At 69.8% G+C, this 21,119-nt stretch carries 19 protein-coding genes; 11 read left to right on the forward strand and 8 right to left on the reverse strand.

The window, feature by feature from the left end; genetic code table 11:
* Positions 1–40: 40 nt before the first annotated feature.
* Genes ACGFJ2_RS10360 through ACGFJ2_RS10380 form a run of 5 tightly spaced genes read left to right on the forward strand, consistent with a single transcriptional unit; the run spans position 41 to position 5,146 of the window.
* Positions 41–2,950: a nitrate- and nitrite sensing domain-containing protein gene (locus ACGFJ2_RS10360; protein WP_393466786.1), complete on the forward strand. Its 2,910-nt coding sequence runs from the start codon at positions 41–43 to the stop codon at positions 2,948–2,950.
* Between the two features lie 25 nt (positions 2,951–2,975).
* A complete protein-coding gene (locus tag ACGFJ2_RS10365; RefSeq protein WP_214641598.1) occupies positions 2,976–3,398 on the forward strand; it encodes a roadblock/LC7 domain-containing protein in 423 nt (140 codons plus the stop codon).
* Between the two features lie 26 nt (positions 3,399–3,424).
* Entirely contained in the window at positions 3,425–3,787 is a 363-nt protein-coding gene (locus tag ACGFJ2_RS10370; RefSeq protein WP_357942881.1) for a DUF742 domain-containing protein, read from the forward strand.
* Positions 3,768–4,346: an ATP/GTP-binding protein gene (locus tag ACGFJ2_RS10375; RefSeq protein ID WP_225290471.1), complete on the forward strand. Its 579-nt coding sequence runs from the start codon at positions 3,768–3,770 to the stop codon at positions 4,344–4,346. The genes ACGFJ2_RS10370 and ACGFJ2_RS10375 overlap by 20 nt, the downstream gene beginning before the upstream one ends.
* Before the next feature lie 8 nt (positions 4,347–4,354).
* A complete protein-coding gene (locus tag ACGFJ2_RS10380) occupies positions 4,355–5,146 on the forward strand; it encodes a hypothetical protein (protein ID WP_393466789.1) in 792 nt (263 codons plus the stop codon).
* A 59-nt stretch (positions 5,147–5,205) separates the two neighbouring features.
* Here ACGFJ2_RS10380 and ACGFJ2_RS10385 read toward each other — a convergent pair whose 3' ends face one another.
* On the reverse strand, positions 5,206–5,979 hold the full coding sequence (locus ACGFJ2_RS10385) for a TetR/AcrR family transcriptional regulator (protein ID WP_393466792.1): 774 nt from the start codon (positions 5,977–5,979) through the stop codon (positions 5,206–5,208).
* Positions 5,980–6,057: 78 nt separating this feature from the next.
* On the opposite strand from ACGFJ2_RS10385, the gene ACGFJ2_RS10390 reads away from it, so the two are divergent.
* On the forward strand, positions 6,058–6,981 hold the full coding sequence (locus ACGFJ2_RS10390; RefSeq protein WP_393466795.1) for an ATP-binding cassette domain-containing protein: 924 nt from the start codon (positions 6,058–6,060) through the stop codon (positions 6,979–6,981).
* 81 nt (positions 6,982–7,062) lie between these two features.
* Positions 7,063–7,899 carry an ABC transporter permease gene (locus ACGFJ2_RS10395; protein ID WP_393466798.1) on the forward strand — a complete coding sequence of 279 codons (837 nt, stop codon included), beginning with the start codon at positions 7,063–7,065 and terminating at the stop codon, positions 7,897–7,899.
* A gap of 76 nt (positions 7,900–7,975) precedes the next feature.
* Here ACGFJ2_RS10395 and betA read toward each other — a convergent pair whose 3' ends face one another.
* From betA to ACGFJ2_RS10420, 5 genes are read right to left on the reverse strand one after another with little or no spacing between them, the layout of a single operon-like run.
* Entirely contained in the window at positions 7,976–9,604 is a 1,629-nt protein-coding gene (gene betA / locus ACGFJ2_RS10400) for a choline dehydrogenase (RefSeq protein WP_393466801.1), read from the reverse strand.
* Positions 9,601–10,554 carry an ABC transporter substrate-binding protein gene (locus tag ACGFJ2_RS10405; RefSeq protein ID WP_357942893.1) on the reverse strand — a complete coding sequence of 318 codons (954 nt, stop codon included), beginning with the start codon at positions 10,552–10,554 and terminating at the stop codon, positions 9,601–9,603. Before ACGFJ2_RS10405 ends, betA begins: the two co-directional genes overlap by 4 nt.
* 56 nt (positions 10,555–10,610) lie before the next feature.
* Positions 10,611–11,579, reverse strand: a complete 969-nt coding sequence (locus ACGFJ2_RS10410; RefSeq protein ID WP_358191330.1) for an ABC transporter substrate-binding protein — start codon at positions 11,577–11,579, stop codon at positions 10,611–10,613.
* Complete coding sequence (locus ACGFJ2_RS10415; RefSeq protein ID WP_393466806.1) at positions 11,576–13,489, reverse strand: ABC transporter permease; 1,914 nt, start codon at positions 13,487–13,489, stop codon at positions 11,576–11,578. The genes ACGFJ2_RS10410 and ACGFJ2_RS10415 overlap by 4 nt, the downstream gene beginning before the upstream one ends.
* Positions 13,486–14,547, reverse strand: a complete 1,062-nt coding sequence (locus ACGFJ2_RS10420; RefSeq protein WP_357942899.1) for a glycine betaine/L-proline ABC transporter ATP-binding protein — start codon at positions 14,545–14,547, stop codon at positions 13,486–13,488. The genes ACGFJ2_RS10415 and ACGFJ2_RS10420 overlap by 4 nt, the downstream gene beginning before the upstream one ends.
* 347 nt (positions 14,548–14,894) lie before the next feature.
* Between ACGFJ2_RS10420 and ACGFJ2_RS10425 the strand changes: the two genes are divergently transcribed.
* The 4 genes from ACGFJ2_RS10425 to ACGFJ2_RS10440 all read left to right on the forward strand — a co-directional run bounded on the left by ACGFJ2_RS10425 (position 14,895) and on the right by ACGFJ2_RS10440 (position 18,741).
* Positions 14,895–17,378, forward strand: coding sequence for a nitrate- and nitrite sensing domain-containing protein (locus ACGFJ2_RS10425; RefSeq protein WP_357942901.1), 2,484 nt, complete (start codon positions 14,895–14,897; stop codon positions 17,376–17,378).
* A gap of 8 nt (positions 17,379–17,386) precedes the next feature.
* Positions 17,387–17,800, forward strand: coding sequence for a roadblock/LC7 domain-containing protein (locus tag ACGFJ2_RS10430; protein ID WP_357943114.1), 414 nt, complete (start codon positions 17,387–17,389; stop codon positions 17,798–17,800).
* A gap of 67 nt (positions 17,801–17,867) precedes the next feature.
* Positions 17,868–18,182, forward strand: a complete 315-nt coding sequence (locus tag ACGFJ2_RS10435; protein ID WP_357647311.1) for a DUF742 domain-containing protein — start codon at positions 17,868–17,870, stop codon at positions 18,180–18,182.
* Complete coding sequence (locus tag ACGFJ2_RS10440; protein WP_357942903.1) at positions 18,163–18,741, forward strand: ATP/GTP-binding protein; 579 nt, start codon at positions 18,163–18,165, stop codon at positions 18,739–18,741. The genes ACGFJ2_RS10435 and ACGFJ2_RS10440 overlap by 20 nt, the downstream gene beginning before the upstream one ends.
* 56 nt (positions 18,742–18,797) lie before the next feature.
* On the opposite strand, the gene ACGFJ2_RS10445 is transcribed toward ACGFJ2_RS10440, so the two are convergent.
* Together ACGFJ2_RS10445 and ACGFJ2_RS10450 are read right to left on the reverse strand one after the other, a co-directional pair.
* A complete protein-coding gene (locus ACGFJ2_RS10445) occupies positions 18,798–19,790 on the reverse strand; it encodes an SIS domain-containing protein (protein WP_357942905.1) in 993 nt (330 codons plus the stop codon).
* A gap of 40 nt (positions 19,791–19,830) precedes the next feature.
* The gene (locus ACGFJ2_RS10450) at positions 19,831–20,919 is read right to left on the reverse strand and encodes a hypothetical protein (RefSeq protein WP_393466811.1); all 1,089 of its coding nucleotides are present in this window, start codon (positions 20,917–20,919) and stop codon (positions 19,831–19,833) included.
* Positions 20,920–21,119: the final 200 nt, after the last annotated feature.

The raw sequence follows: 21,119 nt of genomic DNA on the forward strand, positions 1-21,119 counted from the left end.
CCCGCCGACGGAACGGGATGATTGAGGGGTAGCGGAAGCAGTGACTACGGGGAACTCCGAAGGCGGCCAAACCGCCAGGCAGGCCCGCGGAAAGCGGCTGCTGCCCCGGCTGGGGCTGCGTAACTGGCGCGTGAGATGGCGTCTCACCGCGCTGGTCCTCGTTCCCACCATGGCGGGAGTCGTGCTCGGGGGAGCGCGCGTGGTGGGCTCGGTCCAGAGCATCGGCGACTACGACCGCACGGCACTCGCCGCGGAGCAGGCAGGTCACATCCGCGACCTGGTACAAGCGCTCGGGCTGGAGCGTGACACCGGCGGCTGGCTGGCCGCCTCCAGCAGGGTGCGCAAGAAGCTCACCGAGCCGTACAAAGAGCGCAAGGCGAAGGTCGACGCGCTGGTCAGGACCGTGCAGGCCGACATGGCGGTCATGGACGAGTCCTACGGCGACCGCGTGCTCAACGCGGTCAAGCGGGCCCGCTACGACTTCAACGTCCTGAACAGGACCCGCAGCGAGGGCCAGAAGGACACCACCCGCTACGACTCGCTGCTCGACACGCTGCTCAAGCTGCACGACGAGCTGAGCCTGCTCAGCGACGACTCGCAGATCATCGGCCAGTTCCGCGCGCTGAGCGCGCTGGCGCGCGCGAAGGAGGAGGTCTCCAAGCAGCGCGTCCAGCTGCTCAAGGGCTACTACAACTCCGCGAGCGTGGACGCCAAGGAGGTCGAGCGGTTCATCGCCTCCAACGCCAGGCAGCGCGCGGAGATCGCCTCCGTCGGCCAGGAGGCCGGACCGGTCGTCGGTCTCGCGCTGTCGAAGGCGCTGACGGCGCCCGAGTACTACAACACCGAGCTGACCAAGGCCCGCGCCATCACCCTCGCCGCCGGTAAGGCGCCGGGCGTCAGGATCAGGGACGACCTGCTCGCCCAGACCGACCCCAAGAAGCCGGCGCCGGACCAGTGGTTCGACGACAACGCCACCGCCATCGACATCCTCCACTCGATCGAGGGCGACCTGAGCCAGAAGGTGGCGCTGCGCAGCCAGGAGCTACGCGACTCCGAGACCCGCAACGCGATCATCGCCGGTGTGCTCATCGTGGCGCTGCTGCTGCTCGTCCTGCTGTTCACCGTCGCGATCGCCCGCTCGATGGTCACGCCGCTGCGCCGCCTGCGCACCGAGGCCCTGGAGATCGCCGGGTTCCGGCTGCCCGACGTGGTGCGCAAGCTCCGCGTCACCGGTGACGCCCCCGCCGACGTCCGCCCGATCGAGATCGAGGGCGACGACGAGATCGGCGACGTGGCCAGGGCCTTCGACCAGGTGCACCGCCAGGCCGTACGGCTGGCGGGCGAGGAGGCCGACCTCCGCAGCAACATCAGCTCGATGTTCGTCAACCTTTCGCGCCGCACCCAGACGCTGGTCGAGCGGCAGATCTCACTGATCGACGGCCTGGAGAAGGGCGAGCAGGACGGCGCCCGCCTGGCCGACCTATTCAAGCTCGACCACCTGGCCACCCGTATGCGGCGCAACTCGGAGAACCTCCTGGTCCTGGCCGGGCACGAGGCCACTCGCCGGCGCAGTCAGCCGGCCAAGCTGGTCGACGTGGTCCGCGCGGCGCTGTCGGAGGTCGAGGGCTACGAGCGCGTCCAGGTCAAGGTGCACCGAGCCACCTCGGTGCTCGGCAGCGCGGCCAACGACCTCGTCCACCTGGTGGCCGAGCTGGTCGAGAACGCCATCCAGTTCTCCCCGAACAACTCCAACGTCGTGGTGTCGAGCAGCCTCATCGAAGGCGGCGGCGCACTGCTGTCGGTGAACGACGTCGGCATCAGCATGACCGACGACGAGCTCGCCGAGGCCAACCGGCGCCTGGCCGAGCCGCCGGTCGTGGACGTGTCGGTGTCGCGGCGGATGGGCCTGTTCGTGGTCGGCCGGCTGGCGCTGCGCCACGGCATCCGGGTCCAGCTGCGCAAGGGCGAAGGCACCGGGCTGATCGCCATGGTGCTGCTGCCGCCGTCGCTGATCCCCGACGGCTCCCGGCCGCCGCTGCCCCAGCGGCCCGGGTTCGGCGCCGGTACACCTCCGAACGGCATGCCCGCGAACGGCGTGCCGTCGGCAACACCGTCCAACGGCGTGCCCGCGCCCAACGGCACGTTCCGGTCGTTCGCCAGCTTCGACTCCTTCGACACCGGCTCGGGGCCGTCGCGTCCCTTCACCGCCGACACGGACGGTGGGGCGCACCGGCCGTCCTTCGACTCGGGCGGCTTCCCGTCGTACCCGAGCCAGTCGCCGTCGTACCCCAGCCCGAGCCAGCCGCAGTCGTATCCCACGCCGGACCAGGGGCCGCGGTCGCCCGGCCGCGCGTATCCGGTGCAGCCGCCGGCCGCCGGGCCGCAGTATCCGGCCCAGCCCCCGTCGTACCCCAGCCAGGAACGTACCGGTTCCTTCCCCTCCTACCCCGGTCCCGGCTCTGATGGCGCGTTCCAGACGCCCTACAGCACCGGTGAGCCGCGTAGGCAGGACGCGCCGCCGTCGGTGGACGTCTCGCCCATGGAGCCCGGTCAGGAGGAGTTCCTGCCGATCTTCGCCGCCGTGGAATCCGCCTGGTTCCGCCGGCCGTCGGAAGAGCGGGCACCGGATTCGCCGGGCCGGGATGAGTCGACCCCCGCACAAGCCATACTCTCTGTGGAGGATTCGTGGCGAAACCCCGCTGACGCCGGTTGGCAGGCGGCGGCCGCCGCGAGCGATCCCAGCCTTGGGGGCACCACGTCCTCGGGGCTACCCAAGCGCACTCCGAAGGCGAACCTGGTTCCTGGTACGGCCGGCCAACCGCAGCAGTCGCAGCGGCAGGTCCCGATGCCACCAGTCTCCGCCGAGCGGTCGCGCAGCAGGTTGGCGAGCTTCCAGCAGGGAGTACGCCGGGGTCGTGCGGAAGTACGTGGACAGGAGGAACAACAGTGATGGAGCGTCCTGCCGGGGAGGGCGAGTGACCACCCTTAGCCATGAGGCCCACAGGTTCGACTGGCTGATCACCGACTTCGTGCGGAACACGCCCGGAGTCGCGCATGCCGTCGTCGTCTCGGCCGACGGCCTCTGCCTGGCCAGCTCCGAGGGCTTCCCGCCGGACCGCGCCGACCAGCTCGCCGCGGTGTCCGCGGGCCTGCTGAGCCTGACCGTGGGCGCGTCCCGGGTGTTCGAGGGCGGCTCCGTGTCGCAGACCGTCGTCGAGATGCAGCGCGGGCTGCTCGTCGTGATGGCGATCAGCGACGGCTCCGTCCTCACTGTGCTGGCGGGGATCGACTGCGACATGGGACTGGTGGCGTACCAGATGACGCTGCTCGTCGACAGGGCGGGCCAGGCGCTGACGCCGGCCCTGCGGGCGGAGCTTCAGGCGGCCAGGACGCGGTGATGCAATGGAACTGAAGGGGGAGGGCCGTGTACGGCATTGACGGAACCGGGGACGATGAGCCCCTGTTCCGTCCGTACGCGGTGACCGGCGGCCGCTCAGAGCCGCGCTACCACCTGGCGATGGAGACGCTGATCTCGTCGATGTCCATACCGGATGACGAGATGTCCATGCTCACTCCCGAGCAGGAGGCCATCATGCAGCTCTGCCGCTCGTTCCGGTCGGTCGCCGAGATCTCGGCCCTGCTCCGCGTCCCGCTGGGCGTGGCTCGAGTGCTCGTGGCGGACATGTCCGACGAAGGACTTGTCCGCCTGCACCAGCCACGTCTCAGCGAGGGACAGCCAGACCTCAACATGCTCGAAAGGGTGCTCAGTGGACTTCGCAGGCTCTAGCCCCGGCCTCACGTCGACGAAGATCGTCGTCGCGGGCGGGTTCGGCGTCGGCAAGACGACGTTCGTGGGGGCGGTGTCCGAGATCCTGCCGCTCACCACGGAAGCGGTGATGACCGACGCGTCCGCGGGCATCGACGACCTCGGCATGACGCCGAACAAGCAGACGACGACCGTCGCCATGGACTTCGGGCGCGTGTCGCTGGACCGTGACCTGATCCTTTACCTGTTCGGCACACCGGGACAGCACCGGTTCTGGTTCATGTGGGATGACCTCGTGCGCGGCGCGATCGGCGCCGTGGTGCTGCTCGACACGCGGCGCCTGGCCGACAGCTTCCCGGCGATCGACTACTTCGAAGAGGCCAAGCTGCCGTTCGTGGTCGGCGTCAACGGCTGGGAGGGTCAGTTCCCGCACTCGGAGGAAGAGGTGCGCGAGGCGCTGGCGCTGTCGTCGAACGTGCCGATCGTGCGTACGGACGCGCGGCACCGCGAGTCGGTGAAGGGGACGCTGATCTCGCTCGTGGAGCACGTCGTTCGCCTGCGCGCGGCGCCCGTCTCCTAGCGGGCATCATGTGGATCGCGCTCGCGGCCGCCGCCGTGGTGCTCGGCGTGGCCGTCTGGTGGTCCCGCCGTGTCGCTGTATCGGGATCATCCGGCGTGCCTGAGGCTGGGCCCAGGGCGGGGTGGGAGACGCGGCTGGACGAAGAGGCCGCGACCGCGCTGCTGGAAGGTCTGAGGGCCTACGCCGACGCGGGGAACGCGGTGGACATCGGCGGGGAGTGCGGTGTCCTGACGGTGTTCGAGCCGCCGCGGCTCATCTCGCTCGACCTGCTCGCCGGCCGCTTCGCCGCGCGGGGGCAGGCGGCCATGCACGACCCGCAGACCACGGTCGGCGCGCTGCTGGCCGGCTTCCTGGCCACCGAGGAGCCGGGGGTGCTGCACCTGCGTCCCGGCTGGACGGATGGCGACGGCTTTGCCGCCAGGGTGCGCGCGATCATCCGCTCTGAGGCCGCCGTACCTGGTGGGAGCGCTCTGGGCGTGCTGGGAGTCGCCGTACCGGGTGGGGACGGCCTTAGCCCGCAGGGGGTCGCCGTGCCGGATGACGACGGGCGGCCCGGCACCACGCTGCTGCTCGACCTGGCCCGAATCCGTGACCAGTACGACGAGTCGCGGGCCCGGCAGCCGGGGGCACCCGACGAGGTGGTGCTCCGGAGCGTGCTGACGAGCGCGATCGCCAACGGCGGACCCGGCCTGACCTGGACTGTACCGCCTACGGACCGGCAACTCGGCAACGCGCTCGCCACCGCGGGCCTGCCTGATCGCCGCCCCGCACCCACCGTCAAGCAGGCGGCCGACCACTAGCGGAACCGGCGGAACGGGGATCGCCAGGCCGATCCGACCCGCTGGGTGACCCTTCCGGGCTAGGCCGATCCGGCGCGCCGGGTGATCAGGGCGTCGATGCCGTCGAGGACGCGTTCGAGGCCGAACTCGAAGGCGTGTTCCGCGCTGTAGGCGCCGCCCAGGGCCTCCGCCGCGGCCTGTCCGACGCGGGAGGCCGTGGGCCAGCGCGCCGGGTCGGTGATTCGGCTGAGGAACGGCGCGTGCGCCGCCCACCATTGCTCGTCCGTCAGCCCGGTCTGGCTCTCCGCCTGCGCGGCCTCCACCGCCCCCCGGGCCGTGCCGTGCACGAACCCGGTCACCAAGGTGATTACCGAGTCCATCTCCACGTCCGTCAGCCCGATGCCATCGACGGCGCGCAGCTCGTAGTCGTATTTGGCCGTGGTGTTCGGTCCCAGCACCGGCCGGTTGGTCGCCACCTGCAGGAGCCAGGGGTGGCGCTGGTAGAGCGCCCAGTTCTCCTTGGCGATGAGCGTCAGCCTGGCTCGCCAGTCGCCGCCGGGCGATTCCTCCGGCCTGGCAGTCTCGCCGTACACGGTGTCGAGCATGACGTCGAGTAGTTCCGGCTTGCCCGGCACGTACGTGTAAAGCGACATCGTGCCGACGCCCAGCCGCTCGGCGACGCGGCGCATCGACAGCGCCTGGAGGCCCTCGGCGTCGGCCACCTCGATGGCTGCGCGGACGATCCGGTCGACGCTCAGGTCGGGCTTGCCCTTGCGGCTGGTCCGCTCGCTGGTGCGCCAGAGCAGGGCCAGGCTGCGTGCCGGGTCGCCCTTGCCGGAGTACTCGATGGTCACCTTCGTACGGTACACCGTACGGTTGCCGGGCTGGATCGTATGTTGTACGGTACGGCGTACGGAATTCAAGGAGGCGTTATGGCGGCGGTGCTCGCACAGGGCCTGCGCAAGGCGTACGGCAAGAAGACGGCCCTTGACGGCTTCGACCTGGAGGTGGCCGAGGGCACGGTCTGCGGGCTGCTCGGCCCGAACGGCGCGGGCAAGACCACGGCCGTCAGGATCCTCACCACGCTCCTGCGCCCGGACGGCGGCCGCGCGGAGGTGGCCGGGTTCGACGTGGCGGCCCGTCCCCGGCTGGTACGGCGGAGCATCGGTCTCGTCGGCCAGCACGCGGCGGTGGACGAGGTGCTGACCGGCAGGCAGAACCTGGAGCTGTTCGGCCGCCTCTACCACCTGGACGCCGGTGCGGCCAGGAGGCGGGCCGCCGAGCTGCTGGACGCGTTCGGCCTGGAGCATCCGGGTCCCGTCAAGGAGTATTCCGGCGGTATGCGGCGCCGGCTCGACCTGGCGGCCGGCATGATCCTCTCCCCGCCCGTGCTCTTCCTCGACGAGCCCACCACGGGGCTCGATCCGCGCAGCCGCGGCGAGGTGTGGAAGGCGGTGCGCGCCCTCGTCGCCACCGGCACCACGGTGCTGCTCACCACCCAATACCTGGAGGAGGCCGACCAGCTCGCGGACCGCGTCTCGGTCATCGACACCGGAAGGGTCGTCGCCGAGGGCACGCCGGGCGAGCTCAAGTCCAAGCTCGGCGGCGACCGGCTCGACGTGGTCGTCAGGGACGCGGCGCGGCTGGCCGAGGCCGCCGGCATCGTCGGCCGGGTGGCCGCCGGGGCCGCCGAGATCGACGAGGACACCCGTCACGTGAGCGCCCCGGTAAGCGAGCGGGTTCAGGCGCTCACGGCGGTCCTGGCGGCGTTCTCGGCCGCGGGCATCGAGGCCGAGGACGTCGCGCTGCGCAGGCCGACACTCGACGAGGTCTTCCTGAGCCTCACCGCCGCCTGAAAGCCCTCCTGTTGCGAGACACCCACAGACCGCAGCGCCGAGTGAACTCCTCGGACCTCAACCGACCTTAGGAGCTCCGACATGACCGCAGTAGCTTCCGACCTGACCGCGACCGCCGTGGACGGGCCGCTCACCCGGCTGCGCTGGGCGCTGGCCGACGGGTGGTCGGTCGCGCGGCGTGACCTGATCCACTGGATCGCCCAGCCCATGACGATCGTGTTCGGGGTCGCGTTCCCCGTGGTGATCACCCTCGCGTTCGGCTACCTGTTCGGCGGCGCGGTGGACGTGCCGGAGGGAGCCGACTACTTCGCCTTCCTCATGCCCGGCATGTACGGCATGACGATGCTGTTCGGACTCGGTGCCACCATGGTCGCGATCACCACGGACCTCTCCCGTGGCGTGACCGACCGGTTCCGGTCCATGCCGATGGCCCCCTCGGCCGTCCTCATCGGCCGGGCCGTCGCCGACCTGCTCAACTCGGTGCTGGTCCTGGCGGGCCTGCTGGCCTGTGGCTTCGCGGTGGGCTGGCGTCCGGCGGACCTCGGCGGGGCGCTCGGAGCCGTGGGACTGCTCCTGCTGTTGCGCTTCGCCCTGCTGTGGGTGGGGATGTACCTCGGTCTGGTGGCCAAGGACCCGGGGGCGGTGACGGTCATCCAGACGCTGGAGTTTCCGATCGGGTTTCTCTCAAACGCCTTCGTCGCCCCGGCCACCATGCCGGGCTGGCTGGGCGCCGTCTCCGAGTGGAACCCGCTGTCGTCGACCGTCGCGGCGGCCAGGGAACTGTTCGGCAATCCCGGCTGGGGCGGCGACTCGTGGGTCGCCCAGCACGCGGTGACGATGGCGATCGTCTGGCCGCTGGCGATCACCGCCGTCTTCTTCGTCCTGTCGGTCCGCCTCTACCAGCGCCTGGACCGGTAGCGCGGTAGCCACCATGGTTTCCCGGTGTTTCGTCACGCGGGTGACGGTCCGTCGGGGCGGGGTCCCTTCGGGGGGATCACGGAGTGTGGCGGTAGAACTCGACGGGTTCGGGTGGCAGGGGGGTGTTGCCGAGTACGAGGTCGGCCGCCTTCTCGGCCAGCATCATCACCGGCGCGTAGATGTTGCCGTTCGTGACGTACGGCATGGCCGAGGCGTCCACCACCCGTAGCCCGTCCAGGCCGTGCACGCGCATGGTCGCGGGGTTCACGACGGCCAGCTCGCCGGTGCCCATCTTGCAGGTGCACGACGGGTGCAGCGCGGTCTCGCCGTCCCTGGCCACCCAGTCCAGGATCTCCTCGTCAGTCTGTACGGCGGGCCCCGGCGAGAGCTCACCGGCGTCCAGACCGGCCCAGGCGGGCTGGGACAGGATGGCGCGGGCATGCCTGATGGCCTCCACCCACTCGCGCCGGTCCTGGTCGGTGGACAGGTAGTTGAAGCGCAGCGCGGGCTTCCGCCGGGGATCGGCCGACCTGATCCGCACCGAGCCGCGGGCATCGGAGTACATCGGGCCGATGTGCACCTGGTAGCCGTGGCCGCCCGCCGGGGCCGAGCCGTCGTAGCGGATCGCGATCGGCAGGAAGTGGAACATCAGGTTCGGGTAGCGGACCTGGTCGTTGGAGCGGATGAAGCCGCCGGCCTCGAAATGGTTGGTGGCGCCGGGGCCGCCGCGCAGGAAGAGCCAGTTCGCGCCTATGAAGGGCCGGCGCCACATGGCCAGCGACGGCTGCTGCGACACCGGCTCGGCGCAGGCGTGCTGGACGTACACCTCCAGGTGGTCCTGCAGGTTCTCGCCCACGCCCGGCAGGTCGTGGACCACGTCGATGCCCAGCGGTTCGAGCAGCGCCCGGGGGCCGACGCCCGACAGCTGCAGCAGCTGCGGGGAGTTGATGGCGCCGCCGCACAGGATGACCTCGCCCGCCGGGATGCGCCGGCCGTCGCAGATCACCCCGACCGCCCGGGTGCCCTCGAAGACCACCTTCTCCACGAAGGCCCGCGTCCTGACCGTGAGGTTGCGGCGATGCCGTACGGGATGTAGGTACGCGCGGGCGGCGCTCAGCCGGCGGCCCCGGAAGACATTGCGGTCGAAGGCGGCGAAGCCCTCCTGCCGGAAGCCGTTCACGTCGTCGGTGAGCGGGTGCCCGGCCTGCTGGACGGCCTCGAAGAACGCATCGAAGAGCGGCCCCTTCGCGGGACCGCGCTCCAGCATCAGCGGCCCGTCGTCGCCGCGGAACTCCGAGCCGGGGTCGGCCAGGCAGTGCTCCATCCGCTTGAAGTACGGCAGGCAGTGCGCGTAGTCCCAGCTCTCCATGCCCGGATCGGCGGCCCAGCGCTCGTAGTCCAGCGGGTTACCGCGCTGGAAGATCATGCCGTTGATGCTGCTGGAGCCACCGAGCACCTTGCCGCGCGCGTGGTAGACGCGCCGGTCGTTCATGTACGGCTCGGGCTCCGACTCGTACTTCCAGTCGTAGAACCGGCTGCCGATGGGGAACATCAGCGCGGCCGGCATGTGGATGAACACGTCCCAGGAGTAGTCGGGCCGGCCCGCCTCCAGCACCAGCACCGACACAGAGGGATCGGCGCTGAGCCGGTTGGCCAGGGCGCACCCCGCCGACCCGCCGCCCACGATGACGTAGTCGAACCTCAACGGGGGATCCAGTCCTTCCACACGATCTTGTTCTCGTCGACCCACTTCTTGGCCGCCTCGTCGGCGGTCATCTTGCCGTTGATCATGTCACTGGCGACCGCGTTCTGGTTGTCGTTGCTCCAGGTGAAATTGCGGACCAGCTCGTACGCCGGGCCGCCGGTCTCGGCGAACTTCTTGCTCACGATCTTGTCGAGCAGGTACGGCGGATAGTCGCAGGCGACCTTGGTGGCGGCGGCGTCGCAGCCTATCGAGTAGGCGGGCAGGTTGATCTTGACGAGTTTGACCTTGGTGAACAGCCACTGGGGTTCGTAGAAATACATCAGCACCGGCGTACGATTCTTGGTCGCCACCTGTGCCGCCTTGATCAGAGCGTCCTCACTGCCGGAGTAGACGACCCGGTAATCGAGGCCGAGGTTCTTCACGAGCGCCTCGTCATTGGTGACGAACGACTGATCGCCGTCGAGCACCTGACCGAAATTTCCGGATTTAGCGGTCCGAAATAGGCTCGAATACTTGTTCAGGCTCCGCCAGTTCGTGATGTCCGGATATTTCTTGACCATCCACTCGGGGACGTACCATCCGATCACGCCTTTGTTTCCGGTGAGACCAGCGGAGAGTGCGACCTTCTTGTCCTCGATGTACTCCTTCTTGAGATTGTTATGCCCCCAGTTCTCGACGATCACGTCGACCTGGCCGGTCTCGAAGCCCTTCCAGGAGTCCTCCTCCTTCATCTTGCGCTTCTGGACCTTGTACCCCAGCTCGTGTTCGAGCAGGTAGGTCAGTACGGCGGCCTGGGCCTCGTAGCCCACCCAGCCGTGCACGTCGATGTGCACCGTGCCCTTCGCCGCGGCGGCGGGCGACGGCGCCCCGCTGGAACAGGCCGTCAGCAGCAGGGCCGCCACCAGCGGCCCGGCGATCGTCTTGCCTTGCGTGAGAGAAATGAGAGGCATGAGAGGCTCCACGACCGCGGCCCGCCGGGGGCCGCGGTCAAGAGGGGTTAAGACGGTTACTTGGGGATCCACGCCTGCCATTTGGCGGTGTTGGCCTCGACCCACTTCTTGGCGGCCTGCTCGCCGGTCATGCCCGCGTTGGTCATGTCGTTGGCGACGGCGTTCTGGTCCTCGTTGGTCCAGTTGAAGTTCTTGACCAGGTCGTAGGCCTTGCCACCGGTGTCGGCGAACTTCTTGCTCACGATCTTGTCGAGGTCCAGCTCCGCGTAGTCGCAGGCGACCTTCTTGGCGTCGGCGTCGCAGCCCTGGGTGTAGGCGGGCAGGTTGACGCGGACGAGATCGACCTTGTCGAAGAGCCAGTGCGGCGTCCAGAAGTAGAACAGCAGCGCCTTCTTCTGCTCCTGCGCCTGGGTCGCCGACTTGAGCAGGGCCGCCTCGCTGCCGCCCGTGACCACCTTGAAGTCCAGTTTGAGGTTCTTGACCAGGGCCTCGTCATTGGTGACGTAGCTGGGGTCGCCGTCGAGGAGCTGGCCCTTGCCGCCGGACTCCGACGTCTTGAACAGGCTGGCGTACTTGTTCAGGTTCTTCCAGTCGGTGATGTCCGGGTACTTGTCGGCCATCCACTTGGGTACGTACCAGCCGATGACGCCCTTGTTGCCGGTCGAACCGGCCGACAGGGCGACCTTCTTCTCCTCGATGAACTTCTTCGCCAGGTCCGGGTGACCCCAGTTCTCGATGATGACGTCCACGTCGCCGGTCTCGAAGCCCTCCCAGGCGAGCTGCTCCTTGATCTCCGGGAGCTGGACGTCGTAGTGGAGCTCGTTCTTCAGCAGGTACGCCACCACGTTGGCGCTGGCCTCGTAGCCCACCCACGGGTTGATCGCTATCTTGACGGTTCCGGCGCTCGAGGCGCTGCCCTGGGCCTTGGGCGCGGCGGAGCTGGACGGCTCTTCGACCTTGGCGCCGCCGCATCCCGCAGCCGCGAGCCCGAGCGCGAGAAGGCCTGCGAGCAGGCGAATCTTCATGTGGTTTTCCTTCTTTGGGGGGAAGGGCGCCTGTCGGCACCCTGCGTGATGCGGTCGAGCATGACCCCGAGCAGGACCGTCGCGATGCCGGCGACGAACCCCATCCCGAAGTCGGTCCGCTGGGAGAAGCCCACGACCACGTCGTAGCCGAGGGCGCCGGCCCCGACCAGGCCGCCCACGACGACCATGGCCAGCGTCATCACGATGCCCTGGTTGGCGGCCAGCAGGATCGCCCGGCGGGCCATCGGCAGCTGCACCTTCCACAGGAGCTGGCCCGAGGTGGACCCGGCGGCGGTGGCCGCCTCCACCACGGTCGCGGGCACCGCCCTGATGCCGTCCTCGACCAGGCGGACGACCGGGGGCACCGCGTAGATGACCGAGGCGAAGATCGCGGTGAACCTGGTCGTCTCGAACAGGGCGAGCGCGGGCAGCAGGTAGACGAAGGCCGGCATCGTCTGCGCGGCGTCGAGTATCGGGCGCTGCACGGCCGAGTATCGGGCCGACCGCGCGGCGGTCACGCCCAGCAGCAGGCCGATGACCAGGGTGACGAGCACCGCGACCGCGACGGTGGTGAGCGTCTGCATGGCGTGCTCCCAGATGCCGAGCAGCGCGATCGCCAGCAGGCAGCCGAGTGCCGTGAGTGCCGGTCGTACCCCGCTCACCCGCCAGGCCAGGAGCAGCGCGGCGGCGGCGATCAGCCACCACGGCGCCGAGGTGAGCAGGCCCTCCAGCGGGTTGAGCAGGAGATCGGTGGTGACGTCCTTGACGAACGTCGTGACGCCGTACCAGCTGGTCTCGGCCCAGTGCACCGCGTCGTTGACCTGGACGACGAAGTTGACCGTCCAGTCCTCGGGCCACTCGGCGGGCAGCAGCGGCGTCAGGGCCAGCCCGCCGGCGGCCAGCGCGGCGGCGACGATCAGCCGCACCCGGCCGATTCGGCTGTGTGGGTCTTTTCTGGCGAGTGCGACCAGCATGCGGTCCAGCACCACCGCCATGATGACGATCGCGATCCCGGCCGGGAGCATGATGCCGACCTGGGCGCGCGACAGGCCCCGGATGATGTCGCCGCCCAGGCCCGGCGCCGAGATGAGGTTCGCGATGACGACCATCGACAGCGCCATCATGATGGTCTGGTTGACCGCCAGCGCCATCGTCGACCTGGCCAGCGGCAGGTAGACCTTGAACAGCGTCTGGCGGCCCGTGGCGCCCAGCGAGGACGACGCCTCGACGGCGGTGGGGGAGACCTGCTCGATGGCCAGCGCGGTGATGCGGATGGCCGGCGGGATCGAGTAGATCATCGTCGCGATGGCGCCGGCGGGCGCGCCGATGTGGAAGAACAGCACCAGCGGCGCCAGGTAGGCGAACGTCGGCATGATCTGCATGACGTCGAGGACCGGAGTGATCGTCCGGCGCACCCGTGGCGAGAGTCCCGCCCAGACGCCCAGCGGGATCCCGATCGCCAGCGACAGCAGCACCGAGGCCGCGACCAGGGCCAGCGTGTCGACGCTGGACTGCCAGAGCCCGAGCACGCCGAACGAGCCGACCCCGGCGACCGCCGGCAGCGCGATCCGCCAGCCGCCCGCGAGCCAGGCCAGCGCGCCCATCACGCCGATGAGTCCGGGCCAGCCGAGCGCGTACAGCCCGGCCTGGAAGGCCGTGTACACCGAGCCGACGAAGATCCGGATGTAGTTCAGGAAGTACAGGAACAGCGGGTTGGAGTTGCGGTGGTCGTCGATCCACTCGCGCAGGTCGGTGAGCGCCAGGAACTGCGGCGCCGACTTGTCGTGCGGGAGCGTTCCCGTGCCGCGGAAGAGGAGGTAGGCGACGGCGAACAGCACCGCGATCCCCGCCGGCACCGCCCACCTGGGCACACGCAGCCTGGAGGGAGTCGTGACGGCCGTGGTGCTCATGCGTTCGCCTGTACGGCGGTCGCCGGGTCCTGCCCCGCGAGGAAGGTGAGCATGTCCACCCGGTCCACGACTCCGGCCAGCTCGTCACCGTCGACGACCCGGATGGGCCGGGAGGAGGATGACATGGCGCCGATCGCGTCCTTGATGACCGTGTGCGCGGGCAGGACCGGGCCGTCGAGGGGCTCGCCGGGCTCGGGCGGGCGGCAGATCCAGCGAAGCGTGAGCACGTGGCTCCTGGGGATGTCGCGCACGAAGTCGGCCACGTAGTCGTCGGCCGGCGCGCCCACCAGCTCCTCCGGCGTGCCGAGCTGCACGATCGACCCGGCCCGCATGATCGCGATGCGTTCGCCCAGCTTCAGCGCCTCGGACAGGTCGTGGGTGATGAACACCATCGTCTTGCCGACCTCGCGGTGCAGGCGGATCACCTCGGCCTGCATGTCTCGGCGGATCAGCGGGTCGAGCGCGCTGAACGGCTCGTCGAAGAGCATCACCCGGGGGTCGACGGCGAGCGCGCGGGCCAGGCCGACCCGCTGCTGCATGCCGCCGGAGAGCTGGTCGGGGTAGGCGTCGGCGTGCCCGTCGAGGCCGACGAGGGAGAGGATCTCCCCGGCCCGCGCGTGCCGGGCGGCCTTGGCCAGGCCCTGGACCTCCAGGCCGTAGGCGACGTTGTCGATCACCCGCCGGTGGGGGAGCAGGCCGAAGTGCTGGAACACCATGCTGACCCGGTGGCGGCGGATCTCGCGTAAGCGGGCGGGGGCGGCGCGGCCGATGTCCTCGCCGTCGATCCTCACCTCGCCCGCGCTCGGCTCGATGAGCCTGGTGAGGCAGCGGACCAGGGTGGATTTACCGCTTCCTGAAAGGCCCATGACGACGAACACCTCGCCGGGCCGTACCTCGAAACTGACGTCTCTGACTGCGGCGGTGCAACCTGTCTTCTCTCTCAGTACGGCGGGTTCGAGATACCTGTCATCGCACTCCAGGACCCTTTCCGCCTTTGGGCCGAAGATCTTCCACAGCCCGTCGACTTCGATGGCCGCACTGTCGGGAGAAACCGCCACACTCGCCTCCTCGCTTTGACGGGCCTCAACCTATGTCGTGGATAACGCAAATCTCAACGCTGTGACCTTTAGGAGACATCTGCGCTTCTCCGGTGTTACAGCCCTGGAACGGTACAAACGCCCACAAGCGGACACTTGTTCAGTTATTGGAATATTTCTCGGCCAATGGTCGGCATAAATGGGGCTCCAGGTTCTCGCCTCATGTGCCACACAACTCAACTTTTGTGGCCTTATGTTCGCTTGGCCGAGCTGGTAGGTATGTGTTCCAATTACCGGCACTTGCTGATTTTCCCCAGGGGCCTCAGGCGCCCTTCATATACGCCGATTCGGGCGAGAGGTTGCGTTCGGTGAGTACTCAGTTGGGTGAACGGCAGGCGGACGAGGCAAACTGGCGTCTGCGCAACTGGCGTGTCCGGGCGCGGCTGGTCGCCCTCATCGTCATCCCGACCGCCGCCGCCGTCCTGCTCGGCGGCTTCCAGGTGTTCGCCTCGATAGGCGCCGCCGGTGACTACACCCGTACCAACCGGCTGGCGCAGCTGTCTCAGCAGGTCGGCGCGCTCACCCACCTGGTCGCCGGCGAGCGCGCCAGGACCTCGTGGTTCATCGCCAGAGGCCGGCCCGTGACGGGGCTGGCCGCCGTGCGCAACCAGATGGACCAGGTGGACGAGTCCACCAAGGAGGTACGCGCCAGCGCCGAGCAGTTGGTGGGCGACGTCACCGGCCGTACCGCCGACCAGATCGAGAACATGCTGAGCCGCCTGAACGACCTGGCCGGCCTGCGTGAGCAGGCGCTCGAAGCCGAGCTGCTGCCCGGTGCCTGCGTCGAGCTCTACACCACGGTGATCAATGAGCTGCTGTCGGTGCACAACGAGCTGATCAAGGGCAGCCAGGACGACGAGCTGTTCCGGCAGACCCGCATGCTCGACGCGCTGGCCCAGGCCAAGGAGAGCGTCTCGCTCCAGCAGGCGCTGGTCACCACCGGCCTGGTGGAGGGAAGTCTCGACCAGGAACAGCTCAAGCGCTTCCTCGGCGAGCTGTCGCGCGAGCGCAACGAGCGCAAGAGCTTCGGCGACGAGGCCACCGCCGAGGAGCGCCGCTTCTTCGACGAGACCGTCAACGGCAGGCCCGCCGACCGCATGCTGTTCCTGCGCGAGCTGGTGCTGATCCGGGCCACGGCCGGGTTGCCGCTGCGCGGGCTCGACCAGGCCAGCCGCGGCGACGACGCCAAGGAGTGGTACGACGCGGGCAACGTCGTCGTCGACTCCTTCCGCAAGGTCGAGCAGCGCCAGGCGGCCGGCATCCTGACCCGCAGCGAGGCGCTGGGCGCGGACGAGCGCCAGCGCGCCCTCGTCATCGCGGGCGCCGTGCTCGCGCTGCTCATCGCCGTCCTGCTGATCACCACCGGGGTGGCCAGATCGCTGGTCCGCCCGCTGCGCCGGCTGCGCGGCGAGGCGCTGGAGATCGCCGGCCGGCGGCTGCCGGAGTTCGTCCAGCACCTGCGCGAGTCGCGCGACGGCGCGCTCAACGCCGAGGTGCCGCCGATCGGCATCTTCTCCAAGGACGAGGTGGGCGAGGTCGCGCGGGCCTTCGACGAGGTGCACCGCGAGGCCGTACGACTGGCCGGCGACGAGGCACGGCTGCGCTCGAACGTCAACGCGATGTTCGTCAACCTGTCGCGGCGCAGCCAGACCCTGGTCGAGCGGCAGCTCACGCTGATCGAGCGGCTGGAGCGCGGCGAGCGCGACGACACCCGGCTCGGCGACCTGTTCCTGCTCGACCACCTGGCCACCCGCATGCGCCGCAACAGCGAGAACCTGCTGGTCCTGGCCGGCCAGGAGGCGGCGCGCAAGTGGAGCGAGGCCGTCGAGCTGATGGACGTCGTACGCGCGTCGCTCGGCGAGGTCGAGAGCTACGACCGGGTCAGCGTCCAGGTGCAGTCGGCGGCCGCCATCGCCGGCCAGGCGGTCAGTGACGTCGTGCATCTGCTCGCCGAGCTGGTCGAGAACGCGGTCTCGTTCTCCCCGCGCGACACCAAGGTCATCATCTCCAGCAGCCACATCGACGGCGGCGGGCTGATGGTCTCGGTCACCGACCACGGCATCGGCATGGGGCCGGAGGAGCTGGCCCAGGCCAACTGGCGGCTGGCCAACCCGCCGGTGGTCGACGTCTCGGTCTCCCGGCGGATGGGCCTGTTCGTGGTCGGCCGGCTCGCGCTGCGGCACAGCATCAGGGTGCAGCTGCGCCCCCAGGACACCGGCGGCCTGACCGCCATGGTGCTGATCCCCGAGATGCTGCTCACCGCGCTCCCCGGGCCCGTGGCGCCCCCGGAGCCGCCGCCGTTCGTCCAGGTGCCGATGCAGGCCACACCGGCGATGCCCGGCCTCGGCCACCCGTCGTACGACCCCGCGTTCGACCAGCCGCTCGATTCGGCGTCGTGGTTCAGCTCACAGCACACGCATTCGGTGGAGGTGCCGATGCCCGACCTGGCCGCCCCACCGGCGCGGGCTGACAACGAGTTCTACGACACCTTCGAGTCGAGCTGGTTCACCAAGGCGACACCGACGCCGGACCAGCGCGACCCCGCCTGGACCTCGCCGGCCGACACCGGATGGCAGGCGGCGGGAGCGATCGGCGAACCCGCCCAGAGCGGGACGACAACATCCGGACTGCCCAAGCGGACGCCGAAGGCCAACCTCGTGCCCGGCTCCGCCGCGCCCCCGCCGACGCCCGCGCAGGCGCCGCCGGTCTCGCCCGACCGGTTGCGCAGCAGGCTCGCCGGCTATCAGCAGGGCGTGCGCAAGGGCCGCGCAGAGTTAGAGGAGGACTCATGATGAAGAACCTGAGCCAGGCGGCCAGGGACCTGAACTGGCTGGTCAGCGGCTTCGTGGAGCAGGTTCCCGGCGTCGCGCACACGGTGGTGGTCTCCGCCGACGGGCTGCCGGTGGCCATCTCGCGGGGATTCCCCCAGGATCGCGCCGATCAGCTCGCGGCCATCGCGGCGGGGCTGATCAGCCTCACCCAGGGCGCCGCGCGCGTCTTCGAAGGCGGCGGAGTCACCCAGACCCTCATCGAGATGGACCGCGGGCTGCTCCTGGCCATGTCCATCAGTGACGGTTCGTGCCTGGCGGTGCTGGCCGCACCCGACTGTGACATGGGCCTGGTGGCCTACCAGATGACGATTCTGGTCGAGCGCGCGGGGCAAGTGCTCACGCCCGCCGTCCGCGCGGAACTCTCGGCCGCGCGTACCTGGTGATGGGAGCGGACTGTTGGCAGCGTGGGACGACCGCGGACCGGAGCCCGAGCGCAGCTCGTTGGTCCGGATGTACGCCGTCACGGGCGGCCGGACCGCCCCACGCGGTGGCCTGGCCATGGAGGCGCTCATCTCCTCGTCGACCTCGATGCGGCTCGGTATGGCCTACACCCGGGAGTACCGGGCGATCAGCGAGCTGTGCCGACAGGTCCGCTCGGTGGCCGAGGTGTCGGCTATGCTGCGGATCCCGCTCGGAGTGGCGCGGGTGCTGATCGCCGACATGGAGTCGGAAGGGCTGGTACGCGTCTACCAGCCACAGCTCGAGGCGGGCATCCCTGACAAGGGCCTGCTCGAAAGGGTACTAAGTGGACTTCGCAGGCTCTAGCGGGCTCACCTCGACGAAGATCGTCGTCGCGGGTGGGTTCGGTGTGGGCAAGACCACCTTCGTCGGCGCGGTGTCGGAGATCATGCCGCTGACGACGGAGGCGGTGATGACGGACGCCTCGGCGGGCATCGACGACCTCGCGCACACACCGGGCAAGACGACCACCACCGTGGCCATGGACTTCGGGCGTGTGTCGCTCGACCGTGATCTGATCCTCTACCTGTTCGGTACGCCAGGACAGCACCGGTTCTGGTTCATGTGGGACGACCTCGTGCGGGGAGCGATCGGGGCCGTGGTCCTGGTGGACTCCCGGCGGCTGGCCGACAGCTTCCCCGCGATCGACTACTTCGAGAACGCCGGGTTGCCCTTCATCGTCGGGCTCAACGGGTGGGACGGGCGGTTCCCGCACGTGGAGAGCGAGGTCAGGGAGGCACTCACGCTCTCCCCGCACATCCCGATCGTGCGCACCGACGCGCGGGCCCGCGAGCCGGTCAAGAACACGCTCATCGCGCTGGTCGAGCACGCGCTGAACGCCAGCGCCGCGTCCGGCGCCCGCTGACGGCTTGTCTCAGGACGCTCTTTCAGGACGCCGCCCACCTCCCAGGACGCCGCCTTTCAGGACACGGCCGACCACCAGTGGGCGGCCACCAGCTCCGCCACCAGCGTCTCCGTGAGCAGTGCCACGTCCGCGTCGCCGTCGTGCGCGTAGCGGATGGCGGCCGTGGCGTCCTTGAGATCCCCGCCGAGCAGATCGCCGCCGATGAGGTCGCCGCCGACCGTGACGACCGTCGAGCCGCGCTGCCGCACCCAGTCCATGGCCTGGTCCTCGTAGCCGGAGCCGCGGAAGAGCAGGGCGCGGTAGTCGAGGGTCTTGGTGAGGTAGACGTCCACATGGGCCCAGTCGCCCGTCTCGCAGGCGTCGGCCGGCCGGCGCGGACCCTCACGGAACATCAGCGCCGACTGCTCCGCCGACGACAGGCGCTCCACGGGCGCGATGGTGTAGACGCCGTCCGGGCCGTCCAGCAGCTCCAGCGTCAGGGGCAGCCACTCCTCCCTGCGGTCGAGGAGGTCGGCCGACGCCTCGGCGCTGCGTCGTACGAGGTCGGCCAGGTCGCGCCCGTCGCCCGTGAGGTGCGCCTCCAGCGCGAGCAGGAGGGCGAGCGTGTGCTGGAACGTACGGCAGGACACCCCGCCCCGCTCCTCACCCGCGTGCATGGGCACGACCAGGTCGGCCGCCTCGGCGAGGGCCGAGCCGGGATGGTTGGTGAGCGCCGCCACGAACGACGGGCCGCCCGCGTAGCGGGCCACCGCGTCGAGCGTCTCGCGGCTGGTACCCGTCGCCGAGATGGGCACCACGAGCGTCTCCGGGCTCGCCGGGTATGACGCGGCGGCCGAGGCGTAGTCGGCGTAGGCGTCGATGCCCGCGGCGCGCAGGCGGAGCGCGGCCACTCCGGCGGCGTAGCGGGAGCTGCCCATGCCGAGGAACAGCACCCGCCGGACACCGGCAGGCAGCCCCTCGTAGAGGCCGCCGGCCGCCAGCTCGTCCGCGAGGGTGGCCAGGGCCGCGGGCTTGGCCTCCAGGTCGGCCAGGTAGAGCTCGGAATTCACGGGGTCTCCTCAGAAGTGTCTGCCTGGCACGGCTCGGGGTTCACGGGGTCTTCTCGGGATAGCGGGCGCGCAGCACGCCCATCGGGGCGTAGCGCCAGCGGGGCAGGTGGCGGGCGGCGTAGACCAGCTCCCGGCACTCCTGCTCGATCTCGAACGGGCGCAGCAGCGACTCGTCCAGGAGGTCCGGCCGCCCGCGCTCGGCCAGGCGGCTCCGGTAGGCGGCCAGCAGGAGCTCGCGAGCCTCGCCGGCCCAGTCGAGCGCCTGACTCGGCGGGGTGCCGCGGCGCTTGATCACCACCTGGGCGACGTGCTCCAGGCTCGTGGCGAGCTGGGCGAGGTCCCTGGCCGCCGGCTGGTACGGCGCGGCCTCCATGACGGTGGGGTTGCCGTCGAAGTCGATCACGGCGTAACCGTCGCGCCACCGCAGGATCTGGCCGACGTGCAGATCGCCGTGGATGCGGATCAGCGGCGTGCTGATCGGCCTGGTCAGCGGGGCCAGCTCGGCTCTGAGGGCGTCGGCCCGGCCGGCCAGCCACGCGCCGTCCTCGCCGTCCGTCAGGGCGAGAGCCTCGGCCAGCGCCTGCTCGGCCCTTTCCGCCAGACGGGAAACAGCCAGACGGGAACCCGCCAGACGGGAAACAGCCAGACCGGAAATGGGTGTAACGGTTGGGGGAGTGGCGACGATGGAAGGGGGTGGGAAAGTGGAGAGCGCCAGGTGGAGGTCGGCGGCCAGGCGGCCGAGGGCTTCCGCGAAGGCGGTGCGGCCGGCAGCGGCCTCGTCGGCGCACCACTCCCAACCGTCCCTGGCCTCCGGCAGGTAGCCCGTGACCAGCGCGAGCAGCGTCTCTCCCGCCCCGTCCACCCGGGTCAGAGCGGCGTACGGCGGAGCCGTGTCCCGGAACCCGGTTCCGGCCAGGTGGGCGAGCAGATCGGGAGCGGGATGCGGCAGCGCCGCCGGCGGCGTCAGCCACTTGACGACCACCCGATCGGCCACGACCACGGAATAGTTCGTCTGGTCGACATGCGCGCCGAAATCCCGTTCGACCGGCACCCCAGTGTCGAGATCCCCAGCCTCGTACGAGAGGCTGGGCAGCGCGGAGAAGCGGCGGACCGCGAACGGCGGCGGCACGTCATCCCCTCCCCCCAGCGCCGTCACGAGCGCGGCCGAGACGCCGCGGTCCCGTGATGTGAGGGGCTTCTCACCGAGAGAGAGCAACCGCCTCCAAATTGAATCCATGTTCAACAGGAATACCAAACATCCAGGTAACAGTGTCCGCAAAAGTCTTGCTCATGTTGATTTCTGCTGCAACACTCCTCGTCTGGTCTGCC

Origin of the sequence: Nonomuraea sp. NPDC049028 (assembly GCF_043197735.1) — a bacterium.
Lineage (GTDB): Bacteria > Actinomycetota > Actinomycetes > Streptosporangiales > Streptosporangiaceae > Nonomuraea.

Coding starts and splice junctions, on each gene's coding strand:
- ACGFJ2_RS10380 (WP_393466789.1), top strand. CDS start 4,355: ATGTGGATCGCGCTCGCGGCCGCCGCCGTGGTGCTCGGCGTGGCCGTC.
- ACGFJ2_RS10390 (WP_393466795.1), top strand. CDS start 6,058: ATGGCGGCGGTGCTCGCACAGGGCCTGCGCAAGGCGTACGGCAAGAAG.
- ACGFJ2_RS10395 (WP_393466798.1), top strand. CDS start 7,063: ATGACCGCAGTAGCTTCCGACCTGACCGCGACCGCCGTGGACGGGCCG.
- ACGFJ2_RS10405 (WP_357942893.1), bottom strand. CDS start 10,554: ATGCCTCTCATTTCTCTCACGCAAGGCAAGACGATCGCCGGGCCGCTG.
- ACGFJ2_RS10410 (WP_358191330.1), bottom strand. CDS start 11,579: ATGAAGATTCGCCTGCTCGCAGGCCTTCTCGCGCTCGGGCTCGCGGCT.
- ACGFJ2_RS10415 (WP_393466806.1), bottom strand. CDS start 13,489: ATGAGCACCACGGCCGTCACGACTCCCTCCAGGCTGCGTGTGCCCAGG.
- ACGFJ2_RS10435 (WP_357647311.1), top strand. CDS start 17,868: ATGTACGCCGTCACGGGCGGCCGGACCGCCCCACGCGGTGGCCTGGCC.